This is a genomic window from Caulobacter sp. ErkDOM-C (assembly GCF_048541825.1).
In the GTDB taxonomy this organism is placed as follows: Bacteria; Pseudomonadota; Alphaproteobacteria; order Caulobacterales; family Caulobacteraceae; genus Caulobacter.
Genome location: NZ_CP183332.1, coordinates 154,181 through 171,662, shown reverse-complemented (window position 1 = coordinate 171,662; position 17,482 = coordinate 154,181). Strand labels below are relative to the sequence as shown.

At 67.7% G+C, this 17,482-nt stretch carries 16 protein-coding genes, 1 tRNA gene, 1 pseudogene and 1 riboswitch; of the genes and pseudogenes, 11 read left to right on the top strand and 7 right to left on the bottom strand.

The features are described 5' to 3' along the window. Window positions 1–218: 218 nt before the first annotated feature. On the top strand, window positions 219–353 hold the full coding sequence (locus ACN2C8_RS00770; RefSeq protein WP_419253880.1) for a hypothetical protein: 135 nt from the start codon (window positions 219–221) through the stop codon (window positions 351–353). Here ACN2C8_RS00770 and ACN2C8_RS00765 read toward each other — a convergent pair. Continuing rightward, complete coding sequence (locus tag ACN2C8_RS00765; protein WP_419253879.1) at window positions 350–802, bottom strand: COG3650 family protein; 453 nt, start codon at window positions 800–802, stop codon at window positions 350–352. The two genes, ACN2C8_RS00770 and ACN2C8_RS00765, sit on opposite strands and share 4 nt — an antisense overlap. A 46-nt stretch (window positions 803–848) precedes the next feature. Between ACN2C8_RS00765 and ACN2C8_RS00760 the strand changes: the two genes are divergently transcribed. From ACN2C8_RS00760 to ACN2C8_RS00750, 3 genes are all read left to right on the top strand, one after another. Then, window positions 849–1,988: a DNA cytosine methyltransferase gene (locus ACN2C8_RS00760; protein ID WP_419253877.1), complete on the top strand. Its 1,140-nt coding sequence runs from the start codon at window positions 849–851 to the stop codon at window positions 1,986–1,988. Between the two features lie 68 nt (window positions 1,989–2,056). Continuing rightward, window positions 2,057–3,043: a cysteine synthase A gene (gene cysK, locus ACN2C8_RS00755; RefSeq protein ID WP_419253875.1), complete on the top strand. Its 987-nt coding sequence runs from the start codon at window positions 2,057–2,059 to the stop codon at window positions 3,041–3,043. Window positions 3,044–3,053: 10 nt separating this feature from the next. Then, entirely contained in the window at window positions 3,054–3,509 is a 456-nt protein-coding gene (locus ACN2C8_RS00750) for a very short patch repair endonuclease (protein WP_419253873.1), read from the top strand. Here ACN2C8_RS00750 and ACN2C8_RS00745 read toward each other — a convergent pair. The 3 genes from ACN2C8_RS00745 to ACN2C8_RS00735 all read right to left on the bottom strand — a co-directional run bounded on the left by ACN2C8_RS00745 (window position 3,458) and on the right by ACN2C8_RS00735 (window position 6,006). Then, the gene (locus ACN2C8_RS00745) at window positions 3,458–5,188 is read right to left on the bottom strand and encodes an ATP-binding protein (protein WP_419253871.1); all 1,731 of its coding nucleotides are present in this window, start codon (window positions 5,186–5,188) and stop codon (window positions 3,458–3,460) included. The genes ACN2C8_RS00750 and ACN2C8_RS00745 overlap by 52 nt on opposite strands. Window positions 5,189–5,409: 221 nt before the next feature. Beyond that, on the bottom strand, window positions 5,410–5,688 hold the full coding sequence (locus ACN2C8_RS00740) for a DUF167 family protein (RefSeq protein ID WP_419253869.1): 279 nt from the start codon (window positions 5,686–5,688) through the stop codon (window positions 5,410–5,412). A 3-nt stretch (window positions 5,689–5,691) separates the two neighbouring features. Beyond that, entirely contained in the window at window positions 5,692–6,006 is a 315-nt protein-coding gene (locus tag ACN2C8_RS00735) for a YggT family protein (protein WP_419253867.1), read from the bottom strand. Window positions 6,007–6,119: 113 nt separating this feature from the next. On the opposite strand from ACN2C8_RS00735, the gene ACN2C8_RS00730 reads away from it, so the two are divergent. From ACN2C8_RS00730 to ACN2C8_RS00715, 4 genes are all read left to right on the top strand, one after another. Beyond that, window positions 6,120–6,195 (top strand) — tRNA-Ala (locus tag ACN2C8_RS00730). 250 nt (window positions 6,196–6,445) lie between these two features. Further along, window positions 6,446–7,654 (top strand): carbohydrate porin, encoded by a 1,209-nt coding sequence (locus ACN2C8_RS00725; protein WP_419253865.1) that lies wholly within the window; start codon window positions 6,446–6,448, stop codon window positions 7,652–7,654. 79 nt (window positions 7,655–7,733) lie between these two features. Beyond that, window positions 7,734–7,985 carry an AbrB/MazE/SpoVT family DNA-binding domain-containing protein gene (locus tag ACN2C8_RS00720; protein WP_419253864.1) on the top strand — a complete coding sequence of 84 codons (252 nt, stop codon included), beginning with the start codon at window positions 7,734–7,736 and terminating at the stop codon, window positions 7,983–7,985. Continuing rightward, the gene (locus ACN2C8_RS00715) at window positions 7,982–8,380 is read left to right on the top strand and encodes a type II toxin-antitoxin system VapC family toxin (RefSeq protein ID WP_419253862.1); all 399 of its coding nucleotides are present in this window, start codon (window positions 7,982–7,984) and stop codon (window positions 8,378–8,380) included. The genes ACN2C8_RS00720 and ACN2C8_RS00715 overlap by 4 nt, the downstream gene beginning before the upstream one ends. A 96-nt stretch (window positions 8,381–8,476) precedes the next feature. Here the strand turns inward: ACN2C8_RS00715 and ACN2C8_RS00710 are convergent, their stop codons facing one another. The 3 genes from ACN2C8_RS00710 to arsN2 form a co-directional block, all read right to left on the bottom strand. Beyond that, window positions 8,477–10,414, bottom strand: coding sequence for a methyl-accepting chemotaxis protein (locus ACN2C8_RS00710; RefSeq protein ID WP_419253860.1), 1,938 nt, complete (start codon window positions 10,412–10,414; stop codon window positions 8,477–8,479). A 171-nt stretch (window positions 10,415–10,585) separates the two neighbouring features. Further along, complete coding sequence (gene polA / locus ACN2C8_RS00705) at window positions 10,586–13,504, bottom strand: DNA polymerase I (protein ID WP_419253858.1); 2,919 nt, start codon at window positions 13,502–13,504, stop codon at window positions 10,586–10,588. A gap of 182 nt (window positions 13,505–13,686) precedes the next feature. After that, window positions 13,687–14,370, bottom strand: coding sequence for an arsenic resistance N-acetyltransferase ArsN2 (gene arsN2 / locus ACN2C8_RS00700; protein ID WP_419253856.1), 684 nt, complete (start codon window positions 14,368–14,370; stop codon window positions 13,687–13,689). A 182-nt stretch (window positions 14,371–14,552) separates the two neighbouring features. On the opposite strand from arsN2, the pseudogene ACN2C8_RS00695 reads away from it, so the two are divergent. From ACN2C8_RS00695 to purH, 3 genes and pseudogenes are all read left to right on the top strand, one after another. Next, window positions 14,553–14,716: pseudogene (locus ACN2C8_RS00695) on the top strand (hypothetical protein); the annotation flags it as partial. Between the two features lie 723 nt (window positions 14,717–15,439). After that, complete coding sequence (locus ACN2C8_RS00690) at window positions 15,440–15,748, top strand: hypothetical protein (protein ID WP_419253854.1); 309 nt, start codon at window positions 15,440–15,442, stop codon at window positions 15,746–15,748. A 26-nt stretch (window positions 15,749–15,774) separates the two neighbouring features. Then, window positions 15,775–15,855: riboswitch (ZMP/ZTP riboswitch) on the top strand. A 29-nt stretch (window positions 15,856–15,884) separates the two neighbouring features. Continuing rightward, a complete protein-coding gene (purH, locus tag ACN2C8_RS00685) occupies window positions 15,885–17,474 on the top strand; it encodes a bifunctional phosphoribosylaminoimidazolecarboxamide formyltransferase/IMP cyclohydrolase (RefSeq protein WP_419253852.1) in 1,590 nt (529 codons plus the stop codon). The last annotated feature ends 8 nt before the right edge of the window (window positions 17,475–17,482 follow it).

The following is a 17,482-nucleotide window of genomic DNA, read 5'->3' as shown; positions in this document are numbered from 1 at the left end:
CCCCCATCCCCGCCCTTCCCCCATCAAGGGGGAAGGGAGAAGAGATAGAGCCCAGTGGGGCCGGAAACCTTCAATCGGGTTTCCGGCCCTTTCTGCATCCTGACGGGACGTTCGGCATTCTTTTGCGGGCGCCACTTGAACCCCGGTCTTTGGCAACCATCTGTGTTGCTGAAAGCGCATCCCGCGATTGCCGCGTGACGCCAGACCAGAGACCCGCCATGGCCATCAAGGCCTTCTTCGCCCTCGCCCTTGTCCTCGCCATCACCATCGGCCTGCTGCTGCCGACCCCCGGCGCCAACAAGCCCCGCCATGCCCAATCGTCGATCGAGACGATCGAACTGCGACGCGGCTAGGGCTTGGGCTGAGCCGCCAGGATCGCGGTGTGCTCGGCGCAGCCCTTGAGCGTCTCGCCGTCGATCCACACCTCGGCATAGAACCGGTAGACGCGGTCCGACATGCCGTCGGTGCAGACCCCCGGCGTCAGGCGCACGACCACCCGGCCCTTGCCTTCCTCCACGCCGTTTGAATCCCAGACGCCCTGCTGGCCGTCGATCCGCACGCCAGGATTGGCGTTGCTGACCTCGGGCGCGTCGGGACGGGTCAGGGCGACGCTGGCGGCGCGGATCTTCACCGCCCAGAACGGCTCTGTGCCAATCACGTCGATATCGCCGGAATAGTCGGGCGCCCTGGCCGAGGCCGGGGCGGCGGCCGGCGGCGCGGGCTCTTCAGAAGCGCCCATCGGCGCCTCGCCGCAGGCGGCCAGGGTCAGAAGCAGGATCGACAAGGCGGCTGTGCGAAGCATGGCGGCGGCTATTCCCTGTTGCACGACGAGGCTAGTCTCACACGGCATGACTCGAAAAGCCTCTCCCGCCTTCCTTGAATTCTTCGCCGGCGGCGGCATGGCTCGCATCGGGCTGGGAGACGGCTGGACCTGCGCCTTCGCCAACGACTTCGACCCGCTGAAGGCGGCCGCCTATCGCGCCAATTTCGCCGACGCCGGCTCTTCCAACGGGGATGGACACTTTCACCAGGGCGACGTCTGGGCCATCGAGGCCGACACCCTGCCGGACGCCGACCTGGCCTGGGCCTCCAGCCCCTGCCAGGACTTCAGCCTGGCCGGGGCCCGAGCGGGCCTCACAGGCGGGCGCTCCTCGGCCTTTTTTGGCTTCTGGAAGCTTATGCAAGCGTTGAACGCCGCCGGTCGCGGACCCGACACCATCGTCGTCGAGAACGTGGTGGGCCTGCTGACCTCGCACGAGGGCCGCGACTTCACCGCCCTGTGCCAGGCCCTGGCCGACGAAGGCTATCGCTTCGGCGCGCTGGAGGTCGACGCGGCCCGGTTCACGCCGCAGTCGCGGCCGCGGGTCTTCGTGGTCGCCACCCGCCGGCCGGCCGACGCCCTGGCCGGACCCAGCCCGTTCCACAGTCGCGCGGTCAAGGCCGCCCAGGCGCGGCTGCCCGACGCTCTGCAGGCCGCCTGGATCTGGTGGGGTCTGGAGGCGCCACCGGCCCGCAACACCGACCTGGCCGCCCTGCTGGAGCCCGACGACGACGTCACCTGGAACGCGCCCGAGAGGACGCAAGCCCTGCTGGCCCTGATGGCCCCGGCCCATCGCGCCGCCGTCGAGGCCCACGTGAAGCGCGGCCAGCGCGCGGTCGGCGCGGTGTTCAAGCGCATGCGGGACGGCCAGCAGCGGGCCGAGGCGCGGTTCGACGGTCTGGCCGGCTGCCTGCGCACCCCGCGCGGCGGCTCGTCGCGCCAGACCCTGCTGGTGATCGATAGGGGTCAGGTGCGCTCGCGCCTGATCAGCCCGCGCGAGGGCGCCCGCCTGATGGGCCTGCCGGACGGCTATGTGCTGCCCGGCAGCCAGACGGCCGGACTGCATGTGATCGGCGACGGCGTGGCTCCGCCGGTGGTGCGCTGGCTGGCAGCGCGCCTGCTGGAACCGCTGGTCGATAGCAAATCTGCAAGCCTTGCCGCCGAATGACCCGCTGACAGGCCAAAACCCACGCCGTAAGGTGGCTTTTGACCCGCCAACCTTTCGCGAGAACCCCCATGGCCGATGGCGCCTCCGCCTATGATGCCGCCCGCTACAAGCGTTCCGGGCGCGGCAAGATCTATGACTCGATCCTCGACACCATCGGCGACACCCCGCTGATCCGGCTGCCGCGCCTGTCGGCGCAGATCCAGCCCAAGGGCGAGGTCGTGGCCAAGCTGGAGTTCTTCAATCCGCTGGCCTCGGTGAAGGACCGCATCGGCGTCTCGCTGATCGAGAGCCTGGAAGCCCAGGGCGTGCTCAAGCCCGGCGACACCATCGTCGAGCCGACCAGCGGCAATACCGGCATCGCGCTCGCCTTCGTGGCCGCCGCCAAGGGCTACAAGCTGATCCTGGTCATGCCCGAAAGCATGTCGATCGAGCGCCGCAAGATGCTGCTGCTGCTGGGCGCCAAGCTGGAGCTGACCCCGGCCGAGAAGGGCATGCGCGGCGCCGTCGCCCGCGCCCAGGAGATCATCGAGGCCACCCCCGGCGCGGTGATGCCCCAGCAGTTCGAGAACGCCGCCAACCCGCTGATCCACCGCGTCTCGACCGCCGAGGAGATCTGGAACGACACCGCCGGCGCCGTCGACGCCGTGGTCTCGGGCGTCGGCACCGGCGGCACCATCTCGGGCATCGGCCAGGTGCTGAAGGCCCGCAAGGCCTCGCTGAAGATGGTCGCCGTCGAGCCGGAAGCCTCGGCCGTGCTGTCGGGCGGCGCGCCCGGTCCGCACAAGATCCAGGGCATCGGCGCCGGCTTCGTGCCGGGCATCCTGGATCGCGGGGTGATCGACGAGATCGTTCAGGTCAGCAATGACGACGCCTTCGCCATGGCCCGCCGCTCGGCCGCCGTCGAGGGCCTGCCGGTCGGGATCAGCTCGGGCGCGGCCCTGACAGCCGCCTTCGACCTGGCCCTGCGCGACGACTATGCCGGCAAGCTGATCGTGGTCATCATCCCCAGCTTCGCCGAGCGCTACCTGTCCACGGCGCTGTTCGACGGGCTGTAGTCTAGCCGCGGTGACCGACGTCTATGACCAGGCCAAGCGCTCCGCCGTCATGGCGCGGGTCAAGAGCCAGGACACCGGCCCCGAGCGACTGCTGCGCAAGACGCTGACAGCGCTCGGGGCCCACTATCGCCTGCATCGCAAGGACCTGCCGGGCAAGCCTGACTTGGTGATGCCGGGCAGGAAGCTGGCCTTCTTCGTCCACGGCTGTTTCTGGCACGGCCATGACTGCGCCCGGGGATCGCGCGTGCCCAAGGCCAACCGGGACTACTGGCTGGCCAAGGTGGCGCGCAACAAGGCGCGCGACGCCGCCGCCGCCCAAGCCCTGACAGCGGCCGGCTGGCGGGTCGAAACGCTCTGGGAATGCGAGATGAAGGACGCCGGGGCGCTGAAGGCCCGCCTGGCCCAGACCCTGGATCAGGCCGCGGCGCGGACGCCGCCGGCCAGTACCTGGGTCAGCGCCGTATAGAGCTCGATCGGATCGATCGGCTTGGCGACGTGGGCGTTCATGCCGGCGGCCAGACAGGCTTCCCAGTCCTTGGGCGTGGCCGAGGCGGTGACGGCGACGACCGGGGTGTCGCGGTTGGGGCCAGAGCCGGCCCGCAAGGTGCGGGTGGCTTCGCGACCGTCCATGCCCGGCATGTAGACATCCATCAGCACCGCGTCGAACACCTCGGTTCCCAGCAGTTCCAGGGCCTGCTCGCCAGACTCGGCCAGGGTGGCCTCGACGCCGAAGGGCTGCAGCACCAGTTCGATGGCCCGGCGGTTGACCACGTGATCGTCGACCACCAGCACCCGCGCACCGGCGATGGACGGGCCGCTGTCTTCGGCCGTCGGCGCCTCGGCGGCCTCGACGGTCAGGGTCAGGGTAAAGGTCGCGCCCTGCCCCTCCACGCTGCTGACGGCCAGATCGCCGCCCATCAGGCGGGCCAGTTCACGGCTGATCACCAGCCCCAGTCCCGAGCCGCCATGCTGACGAACCACACTGGCGCTCAGCTGCTCGAACGGTGTGAACAACCGCGACAGATTGGCCGAGGAAATCCCGGAACCGGTATCGGCGATGGTGATCGTCAGACGCTGCTCGACACCATCGCCCCGATTGTCGAACCGCACCGTGATCACGCCCCGGTCGGTAAACTTGATGGCGTTGGAGAGCAGATTGTTGAGCACCTGGCGCAGGCGCAGCGCGTCGCCCGCCACCCATCTGGGCAGGGTCGCGGCGCCTTCGATCCTGAGGCGCAGGCCCTTCGTGGCCAATTCAGGCCTCCATAGGCGCAGGGTATCGGCCAGGGTCTGGCGCAGGTTGAACGGCGCCTTCTCGACGGCCATGCGGCCGACCTCCAGGCGGGAGAAGTCCAGCAGGTCGTTGAGCAGGGCCCGCATCAGGCCGCCGGCGTCCGAGATCAGCTGGGCGTGGATCTTGGAACTGGCCTCGGGGACATCGCTGTGAAGGCGCGCCGCCCCGGCCAGGATGGCGCTGATCGGGGTGCGGAGTTCATGGCTGATCATGGCCACGAAGGCAGACTTGGCGGCCACAGCCTCCTCGGCCTCATGTCGACGCAGCTCGGCCTCCCGCTTGGCGTCGGCCTCGGCCTTCAAGGCCGCTGTCAGGGTCCGGCTAGCGACGGCGACCGAGACGATGAGCAGAGCGGAGCCGATCCACAGCACATTGGCCAGGGGCGCGCCTGGATTGGCCATCCGGGCAACCATCGGCGCAGCCAGCAGATAGAACACATGGGGTGCGGCGGCCGACAGGGTCGCCGACCTCAGACTGCCATTGACGACCACGACATTGAGCAAGGATCCGGCAATCAGCATGCCCCCCAGGGTCGGCGCAAACCGCACGGGTGAGGCAAACAGCGGCAGGGCAATGAATCCGAAGACGGCAGAGGTAACGAAGGGCGAAACCGCCAGAGCCAAGCGTCGCCCGGCCGACGGGGTCGCGTCAGGATTAGCAACCACCGGACGGCTGGCCCATTGCTCGCCGACCAGGGCCAGGAGATAGAGCCCCGCCCAGATCCAGACCCAGTTCAGGTCGATGACAAGGTAAAGCACCACAGCGATCGTCACCGTGGAAAACAGCCGCAGATAGACGTTGGCCAGACGCGAAGCTGCAGCACGCGCCAGGTTCTGCTGCGTTTCGCTCACCCCCATCGACGCCTCATCCCCCCGTTTGACGCATGCGTTGTGCTCACGGCCAGTTTCAGCGCCGAAACCTGAGATGACGCGAAGCACCAGCATCCCGTCAATGGTCGAGTTGTCGGCGTTTCCGTGGGGCAGCCGCAATTTTCGTGGCGAACCCGGCCTTTACGGGATTCACCAGAGGCAAATTCTACCCTAGCGGCGCGCGGCGCGCCAGTACCTGCCGATCAGGGGCGGGGTCCAAACACGCGCTCGAGATCCGCCTCTTCAACGCCGTCGATCTCAAGCCGCTTGAGACGCGCGGTCGCGCCCGCCGCCAGCCGGACGGCGGATTTGGGAAGACGCAGGCTCTTGGCGACAAAGGCGATCAGGGCGGCATTGGCCTCGCCCTCTACCGGAGCGCTGGTCACGCGCACCTTCAGATAGGGCCGGCCGTCAGCGTCCACAGCCCAGCCGTCTGCGCCGTCGCGCCCGCCGCGTGGCGTCAGGCGGACGGCCAGCAGCATGGATCAGCCCAGCAGGCCGATCAGCGCAAACTTCAGTGACGGCAACAGGATGTCTTTGACGCCGGTGATCAGCAACAGGACGATGATCGCGCTGATATCCACCCCGCCGAGCGGCGGAATGATCCGCTGGAAAGGCCGCAGCACCGGACCGGTCACCCGGTCCAGGAATGTGCTGATCTGATAGACGGCGCTATTGCGCAGATTGATCACGTCGAACGCCACCAGCCAGCTGAGCACAGCCGAGATGATGATGGCCCACCAGAGCAGGCTGAGCAGCGCGGAAGCGATGAAGAAGACAAAGGTGATAATGGCGGCCATGGGTTTCCCGTCCGAGTCTCCCGCTTCTTGCCGCGCCTTGCCCTCGCTGGCAAGCCAAGCTGAATTGCCCCGCTTGACGCAGGCCCCGCCCCGCCTTATTCCCGCGCTTCCTTGGGGCCGTAGCTCAGATGGTAGAGCGCCTCGTTCGCAATGAGGAGGTCAGGGGTTCGATTCCCCTCGGCTCCACCAAGGACCTCTCTCAAAAGACCCCGCCGCAGCCTGCTGCGGCCCGGACGCATGGCTAGCCCGCCTTCCGGCCTCGCAAGACATGTTCATGCCCTGCCACCCTGCCGAAGCGTCATACTGACGCAGGTCGGACCCCAGGCCGTGCGCGACGACGCGTCGCAGGCGTCCGCACGGGTCGGTTAACGGGATATCAGTAGCCACGCGCCATCCTCATCAAGCGTTCGACAGACTTTCGACGCGCTGGGGCAGGCAGATGCACGCACAGTTCAGGACCAGCGTTCGCCGGCGCTGTCGCGCCCTCGGGATCGGCTCCATAGCCGCCGCATCTGTGCTTGGCGCATCGAGCCTGGCTCTGGCAGACGACGCCCAATCGCCCGCTCTTGACCTGAGCCTCGGCTACACCGCCGACGTCACAGGCGTGGTCGACGGCGGGATTTCGCGGCGCGGCCGCTTTCTCGACAATCTCGAGCTGGGCCTCGATCTGGATCTGGACAAGGCTTTCGGCTGGACCGGCGGATCGGCCCATCTGCTGGTGCTCAACAACAGCGGCGGCATGCCCAATGACGACGCGGGGACGGCCCAGGGCGTCGACAATATCGAGGTCTCACGCCAGCGCACCCGCCTGTTCGAGGCCTGGGTGCAGCAGAGCTTCGCCGCCGACAGCGCCTCGGTGCGGATCGGCCTCTACGATCTCAATAGCGAATTCTACGCCAATGACAGCGCCGGGCTGCTGATCGCCCCGGCCTTCGGCATCGGCTCGGAACTGGCCGCCACCGGCCCCAACGGCCCGTCGATCTTTCCCTCCACCGCCCTGGCCGTCCGCCTGAAATGGGCGCCGCGCGAGGATCTCTACGTCCAGGCCGCCGCGTTGAACGCCAAGGCCGGCGTGCCGGGCGACCCCGACGGGATCGACACCTCCTACCATGACGGCGCCCTGCTGATCGCCGAGGCGGGCTGGGCCGGCTCCGGCAAACTGGCCATCGGCGCCTGGCGCTACACCCGCAAGCAGGACGACATCCGCGACCTGGACCCCGCCGGCGCCCCGGCGCACCGCAACGCCCAAGGCGCCTATCTGCTGGCCGAGCATCCGCTGGACGCGCGAGCCGAAGGTCCGCGTCGTGCGGTCGCCTTCGCGCGCCTGGGCCTGTCAGACGGCGCCACCACCGACTTCTCGGGTGGCTGGCAGGCCGGGATCCTGATCCAGCAGGTCTTTGCAAGTCGCCCCGACAGCGCCCTGTCGTTCGGCGCCAACCAGGCTTGGTTCAGCGACAGGAGCCGCGCCAACGCCCTCGACGCCGGCGCGCCCCTGCGCCGCTCTGAAACGGCCCTGGAACTGACCTACGCCGATAGGTTCGGCCCGATCACCCTGCAGCCCGACCTGCAATATGTGATCAACCCGGCCGGCGACGCAGGCATCGGCCACGCGGTCGTCGCGGCCCTGCGGATCAGCGTCGGGTTCTAGCTCAAAGGCGACGACCCAACGCCGGAATCTTGAATGTAAGGCATTTTTGCCTTATATTCTTGAGGCACGGAGGCGCGGGATGCAGACGCTTACAGTCACCAGCAAGGGTCAGGTCACCCTTCGCAAGGGATTGCTCGACCATCTGGGCATCGGACCCGGCGACAAGATCACGCTGAGCAAGCTGCCCGACGGGCGGATTGAGGTGAGGGCCGCGAAACCTGCCGGCGACATCGCCGATGCGTTCGACTTCCTCAAGCGCCAGGGCGGGCCATCCCTCTCCATAGAGGAGATGAACGCCATCGCCGCCCGCGGCTGGGCCGGCAAGCGGTGAAGATCACCGCCGACACCAACATCCTCGTCCGGGCGATCACCGGAGACGATCCGCAGCAAAGCCCTCGGGCCCAGGCCGAACTGGCCAAGGCCGAGCTTATCGCCCTGACCCTGCCCGCTCTGTGCGAACTGGTATGGGTGCTGTCCAGGGGTTACAGGGTCCCCGCTTCAGATATCGCCGAAGCCATCCAGCGGCTGATGAACGGTGCCAATGTTGTCGTCGACCGCCCGGCGGCGGAGGCTGGCCTGAGCGTGCTCAGGGCCGGCGGCGACTTTGCCGATGGCGTCATCGCCCATGAAGGCGGCTGGCTGGGCGCCGAGACCTTCGTGTCGTTCGACGACCAGGCCGTGAGGTTGCTGGACGCCCAGGGCCTGAGCGCGCGCTTCCCCGCGTGAGGCGGAATTTCGCGGGCTGGAACGGTCTCGATGCAAAGCGGGCCCGCCGTGGATGCAGCGAGCCCGTTTCATAGAACCTTTATCGGAAGCGTTGAATCAGAACTCTTCCCACTCTTCCTTGACCGCGACGGCGGCCGAGCTGCGGCCCGGACGGACGGCGGTCTGCGGACGGGCGCGCGGCGGTGGCGCAGCGCGGTTGGCCGCCTGGGGCGCCGCCTGGGAGGCCGCTTGGGCCGCGCCGCCGGCGGACACCTTGAACCGGCCGACCAGATTGGCGAGTTCGCTGGCCTCGCCCTTCAGGGCGTGGGTGGCGGCGGTGGCCTGCTCGACCATGGCGGCGTTCTGCTGAACCACCTGATCCATCTGGTTCACGGCCTGATTGACCTCGTGCAGACCCGTGGACTGCTCGGTGGCCGAGGCGGAGATCTCGTTGACCAGGGCGTCGATCGAGGCGACCTGGGTGACGATGCGCTGCAGGGCCTCGCCCGTCTGGCCCACCAGGCTGACGCCTGTGCCGACCTGCTGGGTCGAGGTCGAGATCAGCACCTTGATCTCCTTGGCCGCGTCGGCCGAGCGCTGGGCCAGCGCCCGCACTTCCTGCGCCACGACCGCGAAGCCGCGACCCGCCTCACCGGCGCGCGCCGCTTCGACGCCGGCGTTCAGGGCCAGGAGGTTGGTCTGGAAAGCGATCTCGTCGATCACCCCGATGATGTTGCCGACCTTCTGCGAGGACCCCTCGATCTCGGTCATGGCGGCGACGGCCCGGCTGACGATCTCGCCCGAGCGCTGGGCGTCGGTGCGGGCATTGGCCACCACCTGCGAGGCTTCCTTGGCGCCCGAGGCCGTCCGGCGGACCGTGGCGGTAATCTCGTCGAGGGCGGCGGCGGTTTCTTCCAGGCTGGCGGCCTGCTGCTCGGTGCGACGCGACAGGTCGTCAGAAGCCCGGGCGATCTCGTCGGCGCCGGCGCTGACGCCGCCCGTGGTGGCGGCGATCGCCCTCATCGCATCCAGCACCCGTTCGGCGGCGGCGTTGAAATTGGTCTTCAGGCTCTCGGCCTTCGGCGAGAACGGTATCGTGATGCGGTGCGTCAGGTCGCCTGAGGCCAGGTGATCCAGGGCCTCGTTGAGGGCGGCGAAATTGGCCGCATCGCTGCGGGCCGCCGCGGTTTTCTCGTCCTCGTGGGCGGCGCGCTCGGCCTCGACGGCCTGGCGCTGATGAGCGGCGTCGGCTTCGAGGCGGATCTTCTCGAGCGCGGCTTCCTTGAAGTGGCCGACGGCGGCGGCCATCTGGCCGATCTCGTCCTTGCGGCCGGCGGCTGGCACGGCCACCGAATGGTCGCCCGAGGCCAGCCGGCGCATGGCGCCCGTCATGGCGGCGACGGGACCGGCGATGCCGCTGGTCAGCAGCAGGCCGCCGGCCAGGGCGATGGCGGCGGTGACCAGGATGCCGATGGCCAGGGTCAGGGTCGAGGCGGCCGAGGTCTTCTTCTGGGCGGCAGCTTCGGCGGCGACAACGGCCTCGGAGTCGTCGACGATGGCCTGGATGGCGTTCTCGACCGGCTCGACAGCCTTGTCGGCGACGCCGTCATGCTTGACCAGGTCGATGGCCTGCGGGCGGGTCAGGGGATCGCGGCCAAGGCTCAGGGCGGGCTCGATGGCCTGCGAGCGATAGTCGGCATAGGCGGTGTCAACGGCGGCGATGCGGGCCAGATCGGCCTCGTCGCCCTTGTTCAGTTCACGCAGCTTGTCGAGCGCCGCCAGGAACTTGGGCTTGTGGGCCTCTTCCAGACGCTTGACGTAATACTCATCGCCCGACAGCAGGAAGCCCCGCAGCGAGTTTTCCTGCCGGGTCAGACGGAAAGCTGCAGTGTCGGCCGCGCGCAGCGACTGATAGGCCCGCTCGGTCCGTTCGACCGATCGGGTCAGGCTCAGCGTGTTGGCGTACAGCGCCGCGCCCATCAGCATGATCGTGGCCAGCATGACGGTAAACACCGTCATCAGCTTTTGCGGAATTCTCAGATCGCCGAACGACACAGCCAACTCCTGGACATTGTGACGGCGCCATCAAACCTTAGATATTACAGGCATTTAAGCCTGAATTCGAGTCAATGCGCCAGCCTTAGCCATGCCCTGTAATCCGTTTCCACGCCATTAACGTTGACGCAACGTAGTGTCGCACAGCGGCCCGTTCCGCCGCTTTTCTGATCAGTGGGCCTCATCCCAGTTGAGCGCCGCGCGGGCCTCGACGGTCAGGGGTACGGAAATGGCCACCGCCGGCTCGGCGGCGCCTTCCATCACCCGACGCGCCACAGCGCAGGTCGCTTCAGCCTCGGCCTCGGGGGCTTCAAAGACCAGTTCATCGTGCACCTGCAGCAGGACACGCGCCGACAGGCCGGCCTCGACCAGGGCGCCCGGCATGCGGATCATCGCCCGCCGCATCACATCGGCCGCCGCCCCCTGGATCGGCGCATTGATCGCCGCTCGCTCGGAGAACTGCCGCTGGGCCGCCGACTTGGCGTGGATGTCGGGGATGTTGATCTTGCGGCCGAAGATCGTCGTCACGAAGCCGTTCGCCCGCACAAAGGTCTTGGTGGCGTCCATATAGGCCTGGATGCCGGGGAAGCGCTCGAAATAGGTCTTGATATAGGCCCCGGCCTCGCCCTGACCGATGCCCAGCTGGTTGGCCAGGCCAAAGGCGCTGATGCCATAGACGATGCCGAAATTGATCGCCTTGGCCCGACGACGCACGTCGGACGGCATGCCCTCGATCGGCACGCCGAACATTTCCGAGGCGGTCATGGCGTGGATGTCGAGGCCCTCCTGGAAGGCCTTTTTCAGCTGCGGGATGTCGCCGATATGAGCCAGCAGGCGCAGCTCGATCTGGCTGTAGTCGGCGCTGATCAGCAGTTTGCCCGGCGCGGCCACGAAGGCCTTGCGGATCTTGCGGCCTTCCTCGGTGCGGATCGGGATGTTCTGCAGGTTGGGGTCCGATGACGACAGCCGCCCCGTCGTCGTCGCCGCCAGGGCGTAGGAGGTGTGGATGCGGTTCTCGCTGCCCGGCGCGATGGCGGCGATCAGGTTGTCGGTATAGGTGCCCTTCAGCTTGGACAGCTGGCGCCAGTCCAGCAGCACGCGCGGCAGCTCGTGCTCCAGGGCCAGGCTTTCCAGCACGTCGCTGTCGGTCGACCACTGGCCGGTGGCGGTCTTCTTGCCGCCCTTCAGCGCCATCTCGCCAAACAGCACCTCGCCCACCTGCTTGGGGCTGCCCAGATTGAACGGATGGCCAACCAGTTTCTGGGCCTGGGCCTCGAACTCGGCCATGCGCATCGAGAACTCGTTGGACAACCGGCGCAGGGTTTCGGGATCGACCCGGATGCCCTCGTTCTCCATCGCCGCCAGCACCGGCGGCAACGGACGCTCCAGGGTCTCATAGACCGTCAGCAGGCCCTTGGCGGCCAGCTGGGGCTTGAGGATGTTGTAGAGCCGCAGGGTGACGTCGGCGTCCTCGGCCGCATAGGCCGTGGCCTCGACCAGACCTACATGCTTGAAGCTGATCTGGGCCTTGCCCGTCCCGGCCACCTGCTTGAACGGGATCGGCTTGTGGCCCAGCCACAGCTCCGACAGCTCGTCCATGCCATGACCGTGCAGCCCGGCCTCCAGCACATAGCTGATCAGCATGGTGTCATCGATCGGCCCGACCTGGACGCCGTAGCGCGACAGCACGGCGATATCGTACTTGCCGTTCTGGGCCACCTTCAGCACCGCCGGGTCTTCCAGCATCGGCTTCAGCACGGCGATCGCCTCGGCCAGCGGGATCTGCTCCAGGCTGGCGGCGGTCTCGAAGGCCAGGCCCTCGGCCTTTTCCTCGTGGGCCAGCGGAATATAGCAGGCCTCGCCCGGCGCCAGGGCCAGGGACACGCCGACCAGACCGGCCGTGGCCGAACCCAGGGCGTCGGTCTCGGTGTCGAAAGCGACGACGCCCTTGGCCGTGGCCCGGTCGACCCAGGCCTGCAGGGTGGCCAGATCGCGCACGCAGGCATAGACGCTGGTGTCGATGGCCACAGGATCGCTGGCCGGAGCCGCCGCCGCCCGGGCTGCAGCGCCGGCATAGGACACGGTCGCCACCGGCGCACTGGGCGCGGCGCCCGGCCCTCTTTCACCCGGCGGGCGATCCAGGGTGCGCGGCGCGGCGGCGGCGCTGCCGTCCCCGACCCGGCGGGCCAGGCTGCGGAACTCCATCGCCTCGAGGAAGGCCTGCAGAACCTCACTGTCGGGCTCGCGCAGGGTCAGGTCGCTGATCGGCTCGGGCAGGGGCGTGTCGCAGTCCAGCTGCACCAGCTGGCGCGACAGGCGGATCTGGTCGGCGAAATCGATCAGGGTCTCGCGGCGCTTGGGCTGCTTGATCTCGCCGGCCCGGGCCAACAGGGTGTCGAGGTCGCCATATTCATTGATCAGCTGGGCGGCGGTCTTGATGCCGATGCCAGGAGCGCCGGGCACATTGTCGACGCTGTCGCCGCACAGGGCCTGAACATCGACCACCTTGTCGGGATAGACGCCGAACTTCTCGAACACCTGCTCGCGGTCGATGCGCAGGCCCTTCATCGGGTCGAACATCGAGACGCCGTCGCCGACCAGCTGCATCAGGTCCTTGTCGGACGACACAATCACCGTCTCGCCGCCCTGCTCGCGCACCCGGCAGGCATAGGCCGCGATCAGGTCGTCGGCCTCATAGCCGGGCAGCTCGATGGCCGGCACGCCAAACGCCAGGGTCGCCTCGCGCACCAGGGCAAACTGCGGGATCAGGTCCTCGGGCGGCGGCGGGCGGTGGGCCTTGTACTTGTCGTAGAGCTTGTTGCGGAAGGTCTTTTCCGAGTGGTCCCAGATCACCGCCAGGTGGGTTGGGCTATCGCCCTGCATGTCGCGCAGCAGCTTCCACAGCATGTTGCAAAAGCCCTGCACCGCGCCCACCGGCAGGCCGTCGCTCTTGCGGGTAAGGGGCGGCAGGGCGTGATAGGCGCGGAACAGATAGGCCGAGCCGTCGACCAGGAACAGTCGCACGGCAGGGCCGTCTGCAGGCATGGTCGGGGCGGTAGCAGAATCGGCGGGCGCAGCGGTGTCGGTCATGGCCGGACCATAGGCTGGCGACCGGGCGGCGGGAAGACTTGGCGGGGTCGGCACGTCAACGGAGGACGGAGATGCTCATGGGCCGTTTAGGATGGAACTTGGCCACTTGAGATTTGACGTCGAAGCTGCGCGCTGTGGGCAGGGATATGGGCGGCGATTGGGCGAAGCAGGACCCACACGTGTCATGCGGCGCTGGGCGCTAGCCCCGCCTCCACCGTAAGGTCGCGCATCATCAAGGTCGCGCTGCCAGGACAGATGCCGGCAAACTGCAGAGTCGCTGAGATAACAGCCGGGGCGTTTGCGCGATCCACTTTCTCAAAGCCGTGGCGCGCAAAAAATGTCGCGGCGTCGGTAGTGAGAAGCCAGGCTTTAAGGGCTCCGTGTGATTGGGCTTGGTCTGATAAACACTTCAAGATCTGACCGCCGACGCCTGTTCCGCGAAGGTCGGCGTCAACGGCGATAGACCTAAGCAGTGCGTGCTCGCCGGCGATCAGGAGGCCTCCGCACCCAATCGCGCGCGCCGCATTTTCAAAGGCGAAGAAAAGCTGCCCCGGCTCTCCAAGGTCGGAGGTCGGGAGGTGAGCCGCTGCGAGCCGCTTCAGAAGATCTCTGTCGGTCGCGGGGACGGCGCGCGCGTCGACCGCCATACCTGGTTCGCCTTTCGAGTTTGGAGCCTCACGTTGTGCCGCACGGGCGGTGATTTCGGCTAGGGCCATCTGAATATCATCTGGAAAAAGATTGTACGGAAGGATGGCAGGGTCAGCGGAATAGATGGGAGCATCGACCCCGGCCAAGGTCCGGTTAGGGTCGGAAGCGCCCCCTGCCTTCCCTGCCGAAAGCGGACGCCCCGCATCCCGCTCATCCATAAATCTCTTGAAGGCTGCAGCGTGCCGGTCTGACCAGGTTGGTCCGCCGACACTGGCCTGCGGCCAGCCGCTCCGCGGCGACGCGGAGCGTCGTCCTTGAGCAACCTGGACAGACCGGCGATCGTCTCGCCGTGAGATCTAAGGATGGCTCCCTTCGGCGCGAAGGGGGGCGGGACGCGCCCAAATCGAACCCTTCCCCCAAAGGGAGAAGGAGGGGCCCGCCGCGTAGCGGTGGGAGGATGAGGGGTTACGCTGGTGGCCGGCGTGCCGGCACGCCGTCTGACGCCGTAACCCCTCACCTCCCACGCCTGCGGCGCGGGTCCCTCCTCTCCCTCTGGGAGAGGGTTGGGGAATGGGGGTAGCGCGCAGTTTATCCCCGTACTTTCCGAAGCAAACTCAAGCCCAATCAACGACTTGTAAAATAGCTGATCGCGCCCGTCAGACGCGCCGAAACCTCCCGCATAATCATTGCTGTCCCCGTCGCAAGGGGAGGGCGCCTGGTACCGGCCCAAAGCGGCGACGGGGATGGAGCTGAGCGGGGCCGCGACGCCCTGGAAGGCGGGTCGAGGTGTGCGGGCTGTCTCAGAAGGACGGACCAAACGCTGAGTGGCTTGTCGGCCGGGCGAGCGCGGGTCGAAGAGGGCGAGGGATCGTAAACCCGCCTATCGCGCATCGTCGGCGTCGAGACGGTTAGCCGATCGACGGGATGCGCGCCCGTACGGGGGCTCTTGGGTATCAGAGCTGAAAGACGCTCGCTTGGCCCGATCCTCACGCAAGAACAGCTTCTGCGAAGCGGACAGGTCGAGCCGAAACGCAAAACACACATCACGGTCATCCGGGGTCGCCCCGGCCGCTTCGCGCCTCCCCAACCCCTTCAGTGGCTCATGCCGCGTGAGGCCGAGACCTCATGTCTTCTCCCTTCCCCCTTTGATGGGGGAAGGGCGGGGATGGGGGTGACCCCGCCAGACGATTTCACGCAGGGCCAGTCACATCCTGAACCGCTGTCACCCCCATCCCCAACCCTTCCCCCATCCGCCGACGGCAAGGGGGTCGAAAGGAGAACGCCCCCATGCCCAAGTCCAAACCACCCCGCAGCCGCTATCGCCCACTTCGCCGCGTCAACAAGACGACCGAGCGCGCGATGATGATCTATGACCGGCTGGAAGAGTTCACCGAAAAGCTGCATCGGCAGATCGCGCCCTTTCTCGACCAGATCCCGGCGCGCGAGCGGACGCTGATGCTGACCCTGCTGGCCGACAACCGCGCCCAGATCGCCGGCGGTCGGGCCGACATCCTGCAGCCCAGCGCGACGCCCGTGCTGGACGAGCTGATCCGGCAGGACACCGAGCGTCGGCGGCGCGCGGCAAGCCGTCATTGACTCCCCCGCCCCCGCCCGTATTTTCCGCCCGTTCGCGTAACTGGCGCTAGTGATGGGCAACCATCGGGGAGCGCGGACCTCATCCGCCGCGCGCCTGGGCTCCCTCACCGTCTTCCACCAGACCCGGAGTCCCGCCGTGCCCGCCGCCCCTGACTATCCGTCCGCCCCCGATCTCGTCATCCCCAGGCGCGCCCTGCTGTCGGTTTCCGACAAGATCGGCCTGGTCGAGGCGGCGAAGGTCCTGCACGAGGCCGGCGTCGAGCTGGTCTCGACCGGCGGCACCAAGGCGGCGATCGCCGCGGCCGGCCTGCCGGTCAAGGACGTGTCGGACCTGACGGGCTTTCCCGAGATGATGGACGGCCGGGTCAAGACCCTGCACCCCATCGTCCACGGCGGGCTTCTCGGGGTTCGGGATGCTCCCGAGCACGCTCAGGCCATGACCGACCACGGCATCGGCGGCATCGATATCCTGTATGTGAACCTCTATCCGTTCGAGGCCACGGTCGCCAAGGGCGGGTCCTACGCCGAATGCGTCGAGAACATCGACATCGGCGGCCCGGCCATGATCCGCTCGGCGGCCAAGAACCACGGCTATGTCGCCGTCTGTACCGATCCTGCCGATGTGGCTGAAGTGCTTGAGGCCCTGAAGACCGGCGGCACCACCCTGGCCCTGCGCCAGACCCTGGCGGCCCGCGCCTATGCCCGCACGGCGGCCTATGACGCGGCGATCTCGGCCTGGTTCGCCCAGGCCCTGGGCCAGGACTTCCCGGCCCGCAAGGCGATCGCCGGCGAGCTGCGCCAGGTGATGCGCTATGGCGAGAACCCGCACCAGAAGGCGGCCTTCTATGCCTTCCCCAATCCCCGCGTCGGCGTGGCCACCGCCACCCAGCTGCAGGGCAAGGAACTCAGCTACAACAACATCAATGACACAGACGCGGCCTTTGAGCTGATCGCCGAGTTCAACCCGGCGGCCGGCCCGGCCGTGGCGATCATCAAGCACGCCAATCCCTGCGGCGTGGCCGTGGGCGGCTCGCAACGGGAAGCCTATGAGCGGGCCCTGGCCTGTGACCCGACCTCGGCCTTCGGCGGCATCGTGGCGGTCAACAGCCGCCTGACCCGCGAGGCGGCGCTGGCGATAGTCGAGATCTTCACCGAGGTGGTCATCGCCCCCGAAGCTGACGATGACGCCATCGCCGTGTTCGCGGCCAAGAAGAACCTGCGTCTGCTGGTGACCGGCGGCCTGCCCGACGCCCTGTCGACCGGCGATACGTTCAAGAGCGTGGCCGGCGGCTTCCTGGTGCAGTCGCGCGACGACGCGCGGATCACGGCCTCGGATCTGAAGATCGTCACGAAACGTCAGCCGACGGACGAAGAGGTGCGCGACATGCTGTTCGCCTTCACCGTGGGCAAGCACGTCAAGTCCAACGCCATCGTCTATGCCCGCGACGGCCAGACCCTGGGCGTCGGGGCCGGCCAGATGAACCGCAAGGACAGCGCCCGGATCGCGGCCCTGCGCGCCGCTGATTTCGGCCTCGACCTGAAAGGCTGCGCCTGCGCCTCGGAAGCCTTCTTCCCGTTCGCCGACGGTCTGATCCAGGCCGCCGAGGCCGGGGCCACGGCGATCATCCAGCCGGGTGGCTCGATGCGCGACGGCGAGGTGATCGAGGCCGCCGACCGGCTGGGCCTGACCATGGCCTTCACCGGCGTTCGGGTGTTCAGGCACTAGGATCCGGA

Bases quoted from the DNA above. Each gene is read 5' to 3' on its own strand.
- ACN2C8_RS00770 (WP_419253880.1), top strand. From the start codon at position 219: ATGGCCATCAAGGCCTTCTTCGCCCTCGCCCTTGTCCTCGCCATCACC.
- ACN2C8_RS00765 (WP_419253879.1), bottom strand. From the start codon at position 802: ATGCTTCGCACAGCCGCCTTGTCGATCCTGCTTCTGACCCTGGCCGCC.
- ACN2C8_RS00760 (WP_419253877.1), top strand. From the start codon at position 849: ATGACTCGAAAAGCCTCTCCCGCCTTCCTTGAATTCTTCGCCGGCGGC.
- cysK (WP_419253875.1), top strand. From the start codon at position 2,057: ATGGCCGATGGCGCCTCCGCCTATGATGCCGCCCGCTACAAGCGTTCC.
- ACN2C8_RS00740 (WP_419253869.1), bottom strand. From the start codon at position 5,688: ATGCTGCTGGCCGTCCGCCTGACGCCACGCGGCGGGCGCGACGGCGCA.
- ACN2C8_RS00735 (WP_419253867.1), bottom strand. From the start codon at position 6,006: ATGGCCGCCATTATCACCTTTGTCTTCTTCATCGCTTCCGCGCTGCTC.
- ACN2C8_RS00725 (WP_419253865.1), top strand. From the start codon at position 6,446: ATGCACGCACAGTTCAGGACCAGCGTTCGCCGGCGCTGTCGCGCCCTC.
- ACN2C8_RS00720 (WP_419253864.1), top strand. From the start codon at position 7,734: ATGCAGACGCTTACAGTCACCAGCAAGGGTCAGGTCACCCTTCGCAAG.
- polA (WP_419253858.1), bottom strand. From the start codon at position 13,504: ATGACCGACACCGCTGCGCCCGCCGATTCTGCTACCGCCCCGACCATG.
- arsN2 (WP_419253856.1), bottom strand. From the start codon at position 14,370: ATGGATGAGCGGGATGCGGGGCGTCCGCTTTCGGCAGGGAAGGCAGGG.
- ACN2C8_RS00690 (WP_419253854.1), top strand. From the start codon at position 15,440: ATGCCCAAGTCCAAACCACCCCGCAGCCGCTATCGCCCACTTCGCCGC.